The sequence below is a fragment of the Nocardioides oceani genome (assembly GCF_030412965.1).
GTDB classification, from domain to species: Bacteria; Actinomycetota; Actinomycetes; order Propionibacteriales; family Nocardioidaceae; genus Nocardioides; species Nocardioides oceani.
The window spans coordinates 1-406 of the sequence record NZ_JAUHJQ010000059.1 but is presented as its reverse complement, the minus strand read 5'-3'; the positions used below and the strand labels follow the sequence as shown (position 1 = coordinate 406).

1 protein-coding gene is annotated in these 406 nt (G+C 64.3%); it reads left to right on the top strand.

All coding sequences use genetic code 11. The annotated features are described in order from the left end of the window. Positions 1-121: 121 nt before the first annotated feature. Complete coding sequence (locus tag QWY28_RS23260) at positions 122-376, top strand: IS3 family transposase (RefSeq protein ID WP_300955299.1); 255 nt, start codon at positions 122-124, stop codon at positions 374-376. Positions 377-406 lie beyond the last annotated feature (30 nt).

Below are 406 nucleotides of genomic sequence, written 5' to 3'. Positions count from 1 at the left end.
GGTACCTGGCTCGCGAGCTCTTTCGCCTGCTGCCGGCCCCGGACGCCATCGCCAATCCCGGCGACGAAGGGCTTGAAATCGCGGCCTGATCGACTTGACGATCTATAGGAGCATCAACGCGATGGCCGAAGCGCTGAACTCGCTGTTCAAGGCCGAGTGCATCCGTAACCCGATGATGCGTCCTAAGAGCGGGTGGAAGAACGTCGGCGACGTCGAGATCGCCGTCACCGAGTACGTCGACTGGTTCAACCACAGGCGCCTCCACGGCGAGATCGGGCTCGTCCCGCCCGCCGAGTACGAGGCCAACCACTGGGCGAGCATCACGCCCGAGCACTACCCTCAGACACCCGTCCCGACCGGGGCTGGTTCCAAGTAACCGAGCCTCCACGAAACCCGGGGCGATTCA

What these genes read in the sequence shown, in the direction of transcription:
- QWY28_RS23260 (WP_300955299.1), top strand. Translation starts at nt 122, where the DNA reads ATGGCCGAAGCGCTGAACTCGCTGTTCAAGGCCGAGTGCATCCGTAAC.